Origin of the sequence: Allobosea sp. LC85 (assembly GCF_000735605.1) — a bacterium.
Taxonomy (GTDB): domain Bacteria; phylum Pseudomonadota; class Alphaproteobacteria; order Rhizobiales; family Beijerinckiaceae; genus Allobosea.
The window spans coordinates 26,170-33,156 of record NZ_JPKG01000064.1; the positions used below are offsets into that span (position 1 = coordinate 26,170).

Annotated in this window: 8 protein-coding genes; 5 read left to right on the forward strand and 3 right to left on the reverse strand. The window is 64.9% G+C overall.

All coding sequences use genetic code 11. The annotated features are described in order from the left end of the window. Positions 1-40: 40 nt before the first annotated feature. Positions 41-340 carry a hypothetical protein gene (locus tag FG93_RS29730; RefSeq protein ID WP_152579700.1) on the reverse strand — a complete coding sequence of 100 codons (300 nt, stop codon included), beginning with the start codon at positions 338-340 and terminating at the stop codon, positions 41-43. On the opposite strand from FG93_RS29730, the gene FG93_RS33100 reads away from it, so the two are divergent. Together FG93_RS33100 and dapD are read left to right on the forward strand one after the other, a co-directional pair. Further along, on the forward strand, positions 339-482 hold the full coding sequence (locus tag FG93_RS33100) for a hypothetical protein (RefSeq protein ID WP_161783911.1): 144 nt from the start codon (positions 339-341) through the stop codon (positions 480-482). The two genes, FG93_RS29730 and FG93_RS33100, sit on opposite strands and share 2 nt — an antisense overlap. A gap of 135 nt (positions 483-617) precedes the next feature. After that, positions 618-1,460 (forward strand): 2,3,4,5-tetrahydropyridine-2,6-dicarboxylate N-succinyltransferase, encoded by an 843-nt coding sequence (dapD, locus tag FG93_RS29735; protein ID WP_043242272.1) that lies wholly within the window; start codon positions 618-620, stop codon positions 1,458-1,460. Between the two features lie 119 nt (positions 1,461-1,579). Here dapD and FG93_RS29740 read toward each other — a convergent pair whose 3' ends face one another. Both FG93_RS29740 and FG93_RS29745 read right to left on the reverse strand, forming a co-directional pair. Beyond that, on the reverse strand, positions 1,580-2,143 hold the full coding sequence (locus tag FG93_RS29740) for a DUF1269 domain-containing protein (RefSeq protein ID WP_043242274.1): 564 nt from the start codon (positions 2,141-2,143) through the stop codon (positions 1,580-1,582). 145 nt (positions 2,144-2,288) lie between these two features. Continuing rightward, the gene (locus tag FG93_RS29745; RefSeq protein WP_043242277.1) at positions 2,289-3,779 is read right to left on the reverse strand and encodes an MDR family MFS transporter; all 1,491 of its coding nucleotides are present in this window, start codon (positions 3,777-3,779) and stop codon (positions 2,289-2,291) included. 210 nt (positions 3,780-3,989) lie between these two features. On the opposite strand from FG93_RS29745, the gene FG93_RS29750 reads away from it, so the two are divergent. From FG93_RS29750 to FG93_RS29760, 3 genes are all read left to right on the forward strand, one after another. Further along, entirely contained in the window at positions 3,990-4,226 is a 237-nt protein-coding gene (locus tag FG93_RS29750) for a toxin-antitoxin system YwqK family antitoxin (RefSeq protein ID WP_043242279.1), read from the forward strand. A 331-nt stretch (positions 4,227-4,557) separates the two neighbouring features. Then, entirely contained in the window at positions 4,558-5,988 is a 1,431-nt protein-coding gene (locus FG93_RS29755; RefSeq protein ID WP_043242282.1) for an aldehyde dehydrogenase family protein, read from the forward strand. Between the two features lie 361 nt (positions 5,989-6,349). Beyond that, entirely contained in the window at positions 6,350-6,823 is a 474-nt protein-coding gene (locus tag FG93_RS29760) for a cysteine hydrolase family protein (protein ID WP_043242284.1), read from the forward strand. Positions 6,824-6,987 lie beyond the last annotated feature (164 nt).

Consider the following 6,987-nt stretch of genomic DNA (forward strand, 5'->3'; position numbering starts at 1 on the left):
AGCGTCCTCTGTCACTTCAAGATGGGATCCGGAGGCGCAGCTATGTTGGCTTCCGACAGGCGAAGGGCAGGAACGTGCTCGAGAGCCCTCCGTTGAAGGACATCAGAACAAGGATATTAGCCAGCTCAAGCTCCTTAGCGCTACGTGGGCAGACATCCGCCTGTGCCGTGCAGTTGGTCGCAAGGAAGGCATCGTGCCGGGCAAGGAATTCTTCGCTCAACCCTGTTTTGCCCCGCTTGGCGATGGCGGCACCATAGGCCTCCTTGTACCGAACGCATTTCTGCCTGGTCCAATCGACATCGCGCTGGGTCTGCGCAAGGGCCTTGGGGGCTGCGCCCATGATCATGACCGACAAGGCGATCGCAGTCGCAGCTCGCCTTGAAAGAGAAGGCTTCATCGCATTCATGATTCCGAAATTCCCTGTCCAGGTTGATGAGGTTGGAGGGGCAATTGCGGCGTTCCTGCGGCCGCTGGATCCTTGATGCCTCAGTGCAGTCGACGCCAGGCCACGAGCGTCGGGACCTGGTGACGAGAAGTTCGGCGGCGCGCCGCGCTTCTCCTTGACGCCGCTGCCACGATCCGCCATCGCTCCGGCGCATTCTGAACGGAGACCGACGATGAGCCTGACCGATCTCGCCGCCACGATCGATGCCGCCTGGGAAAACCGGGCTGAGATCGGCGTCAGCACCAAAGGCGCGGTGCGCGATGCCGTCGAACAGGCCATCGAGATGATCGATTCCGGCCAGGCCCGCGTTGCCGAGAAGCTCGGCGGTGAATGGGTCACGCATCAGTGGCTCAAGAAGGCCGTGCTGCTCTCCTTCCGTCTCAACGACAACAAGATCATCGCGGGGGGGCCGGGCGAGGGCGTGTTCTGGGACAAGGTTCCCTCGAAATTCGAGGGCTGGGGCGAGAACCGCTTCCGCGCCGCCGGCTTCCGCGTCGTGCCGCCGGCCGCCGTGCGCCGCGGCGCGTTCATCGCGCCGAATGTCGTGCTGATGCCGTCCTATGTGAACATTGGCGCCTATGTCGATTCTGGCACCATGGTCGACACCTGGGCGACCGTCGGCTCCTGCGCGCAGATCGGCAAGAACGTGCACCTTTCCGGCGGCGTTGGCATCGGCGGCGTGCTTGAGCCGCTCCAGGCCAACCCGACCATCATCGAGGACAATTGCTTCGTCGGCGCCCGCTCCGAGGTAGTCGAGGGCGTGATCGTGGGAGAGGGCTCGGTGATTTCGATGGGCGTCTTTATCTCGGCCTCGACCAAGATCATCGATCGCGCCACCGGGCAGGTCCATATCGGCAAGGTGCCGCCCTATTCCGTGGTGGTTTCCGGCTCGCTTCCCGGCAAGCCGCTGAATGACGGCACGCCGGGCCCCTCGCTCTACTGCGCCGTGATCGTGAAGACGGTCGATGCCCAGACCCGTGCCAAGACCGGCATCAACGAGCTGCTGCGAGACTGATTTCGGGCTGAGACCCCGGCACGGGCGTAGCGCCGCCGGGGTCGCTCTTGTGAGCGGTCATGAATGGATCCCGGGTCTCCCTCTGGTCACCCGGGATGACATTAGACTGCCGGGGCGTTTCAACCCACGGGCGAGGACGCTTCGCCGGCCGTCGGCGTAGCTGTCGCGCCCGGCGTCGAAGGATGCTCGAGTGCTCCCGGCGAGGCCGAGATCGCGTCACGCAGAGCTTGCTCGCGAGTGTGGTCGAGCGAGGTCTTCAGCACCACGCCGCCCGTGCCCTTGATCGCTTCCAGCACCTTGTCGCCGGTCATCTTGCGGATCAACAGGAAGAGCGCGGCGTTGCCGGGCTGCAGGCTGGTCGAGAGTTCCTTCATGAAGCCGTCATTGACGCCGTAATCGGTCAACGCACCGCCGAGCGCACCGGATGCCGCCCCGATCGCAGCGCCGAACACCGGCATCAGGAAGATCGCGCCGATCAGCAGGCCCCAGAAGCTGCCTGAGACCGCCCCGAGCGCCGTGGTGTTCATGAGCTGGTTCAGCTTGATCTTGCCGCCCTCATGCATGACCGCGATCGCCGCGTCGCCGATCTCGATCAGGTATTCCTTCTGCAGGGAGATGACTTTCTGGCGCATCTCCTCGGCCTTGGCCTCGGTCGGGTATACGATGACGACGAGATCGGACATGGGGCTCTCCTTTGGCGGGAAAACTCAACCTGCCGCGCGGCTGTGACAGAGTTGCGGCAGCGCGAGATTGCGCTCCGGTCTAGCCTGCCGGCAACCCCGCCGATTTGATGTTCGTCAAATGCGGACGAGGACGCTTGTCCCGGACCTATTCGCCAGCGATTTCCTTCGCCGCCTCGATGGCGCGGCCGCGCAGGGGCAGCTCCTGCATCCTGGCCAGGAAGAACAGTGCCAGTGCAAAGCCCGCGAAAGTCGCCGCGAAGACATACTGGAACAGCATGATCATGGTGGCACGGTCTGCCGTTCCGGTCCGCAGGGTCTCGGCCGTAACGCCCGAGCCAGCCCCGATTCCGCCGAGCACGATCGCCCCGAATACGGCGACGATCAGCGCCCCGCCGATCTGGCGGAAGAAGTTCGCCGTTGCCGTCGTCGTGCCGAGCTGGTGCGGCTGGACGGCATTCTGGATCGAGACGGTGGCGACCGGCAGCAAGGTGCCGAAGCCGAGACTGATCACGGCCAGTACGACACCGAAGGGGATGAGCGACATCCGGCCGGCGAAGGCGATGAGCAGTGCGGTCCCGATCAGGGCGATGCAGAGCCCGGCCATCGGCACGCGCTTGTAGTGCTTGAGGAGCGTCATCGCCCGCCCCGATGCGGTCGCGCCAATGACCGTGCCGCAGGTCAGCGGGATCAGACCCATGCCGGAATTGGCCGCCGAGAGGCCGGCGACCGTCTCGAAATAGAGCGGCAGATAGATCGTGAGCCCGATGAAGGTGCCCATGCCGAAGCCGGCGGCGATCGTACCCATGCGCACGACTGGGTTGGCCAGAATCGCGAGCGGGATCAGCGGCTCCTCGGCGGTCTTGAGGCGAATGGCGAACGCGATCCAGAGCAGTGCCGACAGGCCGATCAGCCCGAGGATCGGCACTGAGGCCCATGGATAATGCACACCGCCCCAGGAGAGCGCGAGCAGCAGCGTCACCGTCGCGCTCGTCATCAGCCCGGCGCCGAGGACATCGAGCTTGTGCGGTCGCTCATGGCGCGGCAGCCGCTTCAGCGCCTTGTCGGTCATCAGATAGGCCAGGAGCCCGAGCGGCAGGTTGATCCAGAAGATCACCGACCAGTGCAGCGCCTCGGAGATCACCCCGCCGAGCACCGGTCCGAGCAGCGAGGAGGAGAAGAAGACGCTGGCAATATAGACCTGATATTTGCCGCGCTCCTTCGGCGGCACCATGTCGCCGATGATGGTCTGCGCCATCGAGATCAGCCCACCGCCCCCGAGCCCCTGGACGAAGCGCGCCACCACCAGCAGCCAGAGCGAGGATGCCAGCGCGCAGGCAATCGACCCGACGATGAAGATCACGATGCCGGCGAGCAGCGTGACCCGCCGCCCATGGATGTCGGCGACCTTGCCATAGAGTGGCGTCACCGCGGTCGAGGCCAGCAGATAGGAGGTCACGACCCAGGGCAGATGCGTGACGTCGCCGAGTTCGCGCCCGATCGTCGGCATGGCGGTCGCGACGATCGTCTGGTCCAGCGCCGCCAGGAACATGGCGAGCATGATGCCGATGATGATGGAGCGGATATCCGCTTCCGTCAGGGCCGGCTTCTGCCCATCAGTCTCGACTCGCTTGTCCATCGATCTGCAAGGCCTGCCCTGTGTTTGAGGAATGGCGGACTGTAGAATTCCGTCGAGCCATGCGCCAGCGGTGCCGAGCGCAAGGCAGGGCTGTGAACCAGGGCGGTCACGGATTTGTGTCGTGCCGATTCCGAATACAGGATGGGCGATGCGGCGGGCTGCGGCCGGCCTGGGGTCGCAGCGAGCCCTGTTCTGGGGGAGATGCTGGGTATGGAGCAGTCCAAGCCGGAGGATTACGTCCACTACCACAAGGATGGCAGTGTCTGGGCCCGTGGCCAGACGCGCGACGGAGTGCCCACAGGCTATTGGGAATGGTTCCGCAGGGATGGCGTTCGCATGCGCTCGGGCTATTTCGAGCGTGGCGAGCAGGTCGGGGAGTGGACCACCTATGACCGCAACGGCGCCATTCACAAGGTGACGGTGATCAAGCCCGGGAAGCGAAGCTGAGCCGTCGCGCAGCTGAAACGGATTTCCTTTGCAGATCGGCCGTGGGCTCCGACCGCCTGGCGTGCATGACGGTCATTCCAGCCAGGCCCGCCTGGTGACGGTGACAAGCGCGGGGCGCCCGCCTATCGTCATATCCATGCTGCCATAGCGTCAAACATTCCGTCAGGTGGAGCTGGACGAGCCGCTCGCGAGGGCGATGCGTGCTGGCCGGGTCCGCCGCCAATCCCGGTCGCCAGCTTCAGGGCTGCGGTCGCCTCGCTGCCGCTCCCCGGACATGGCCTGTTCAGGGACGAGCATTACTCCCCCAAGACCAGCCGACGGAGACCGCACCATGTCGCATGCCCTGCAATTCTACATCGATGGCCAATGGGTCCAGCCGATGGGCAGCAAGACCCTCGAGGTCATCGACCCCTCGACCGAGGAGGCATTTGCCACCATCGCGCTCGGCACCGAGGCCGATGTCGACAAGGCCGTTGCTGCCGCACGCGCGGCCTTCCCGGCCTTTGCCGCGACGTCGAAGGCGGAACGCCTTGCCCTGATGCGCCGCCTGCTCGAGGCCTACAAGGCGCGCTATGCCGATATCGCCGACGCGCTGTCGCAGGAGATGGGCGCGCCGAAGGACCTGGCGCATCGCGCGCAGGCTGGAATGGGCACCGCGCATCTCGCCAAGATGATCGAGACGCTCGAGAGCTTCGAGTTCGAGGAACTGCGCGGCACAACGCTGATCGCCAAGGAGCCGATCGGCGTCGTCGGCATGATCACGCCCTGGAACTGGCCGCTGAACCAGATCATGTGCAAGGTCGCGCCGGCTCTCGCCGCGGGCTGCACCATGGTGCTGAAGCCGAGCGAGATTGCGCCGATGAACGCGATCATCTTCGCAGAGGTCATGCACGAGGCCGGTGTGCCGAAGGGCGTGTTCAATCTCGTCAATGGCGATGGCCCGACGGTCGGCGAGGCGATTTCGCGCCATCCGCAGGTCGACATGGTCTCCTTCACCGGCTCGACCCGCGCCGGTATTCTCGTCGCCAAGGCGGCGGCCGACACCGTCAAGCGCGTTCATCAGGAACTCGGCGGCAAGTCTGCGAACATCATCCTCGACGATGCCGACCTGAACCACGCGGTGAAGCTCGGCGTCGAGAGCGTGATGCGCAACAGTGGCCAGTCCTGCAATGCGCCGACCCGGATGTTCGTGCCGGCGGGGCTGCATGACAAGGCGGTCGCGATCGCCAAGGCAACAGCGGAGCCGCTCAAGGTCGGTGCTGCTTCGGCTGAAGGCACCTGGCTCGGCCCGGTCGTCAGCGAGACGCAGTACAACAAGATCCAGGCACTGATCGAGGCCGGCATCAAGGATGGCGCCGATCTCGTCACCGGTGGTCCGGGCCGCCCAGAGGGCCTCAACCGCGGCTATTTCGTCCGCCCGACCGTGTTCGCCAACGTCACTGACGACATGACGATCGCGCGCGAGGAGATCTTTGGTCCGGTGCTCTCGATTCTGCCCTATCGGACGGAAGAGGAAGTCGTCACCCGCGCCAACGACACGCCTTACGGGCTCGCCTCCTATGTCCAGTCCGGCTCGCTGGAACGCGCCCGCAAGGTTGCGGCGCAGATGCGCAGCGGCAATGTCTACATCAACTACCCGGCCTGGGATGCTGGCGCCCCCTTCGGTGGCTACAAGCAGTCGGGCAATGGCCGCGAATACGCCGATTTCGGCCTCGAGGAATTCCTCGAGATCAAGGGCACGGTCGGCTACGCCACGGCTTGATCAGGCCGGCTTCGCGCATCCCTTCCCGCTGGGGAGGGATGCGGCGGAGGCGGGGCGATGGACGCGGACCAGGGGCCGTGCCTCGATTGCGGCAGCCGGAAAGCGCGGCGCTCGCCTCGCGTCTGATCGTGCCAGGGGCGGCTTGCCCTGGGCATCCAAGTCTCTGCGAGTGTGTTCGTCTCTGCGAGCGCTTTCGTTTCCGCGAGTGCTTTCCTGGCGAGACCCTGTTTGCGGAAACGGGCGTGTGCATCACTGCGCACGCCCTTTCTCGTGTCCCCGTACAAGCCGGCCGCATGCGCGGGCTCGGTCGAACGACAGGCGCCGGAGTTGCTGCCAAAGGCGTCCCGCGCTTAAACGCAGCATGCGCCAGGCCCTGCTGATCGTAGACGTGCAAGCCAGCTTCTCGCCACCGGAGTGGCTGGTACGGGATATTGCGGCCGTTGCCGCCGGGATGCCGTCACTCGCGACCGTCGAGAGGCACGATGAGGCGGTGACGCCTTTCGAGCGCCAGTTGGGCTGGAAACCTGGCCTATCGGACGAGAGCCTGGTTCCGGCCGACCGGGTCTTCGTCAAGCACGGCTATCTGCCGCCAGCCGCGATGATCGGCCATCTCCGAGGCCTGCGGGTGGAGCGTGTGCTGGTCTGCGGTCTGCAGGCGGACACCTGCGTCCTCGCCGCCGGCTTTGCCCTCTTTGATGCCGGCCTCAGTCCTGCGCTCCTGAGTTGGTTGACTGTCGGCTCCTCTCTGGATCGTTCCGGCGAACTGGGTATTCGGCTTTGGCGCCACCATTTCGGTACGGTGATCCCGAGCTTTGATGAGCTCCATTCCGAATAGGCCGGCCTCGGCTCCGAACCGGTCACATGCGGCATGACGAAGCTTTAGAGCGTCGGACCTGAAATCGGAATCGGGCGATTCCCTTTTTGCAGCGTTTGTGATTCACCGTTTGCGGAGGTGGATCATGGGTCTGAGCTATTCGAAGGATCTTCGCGAGCGGGTTG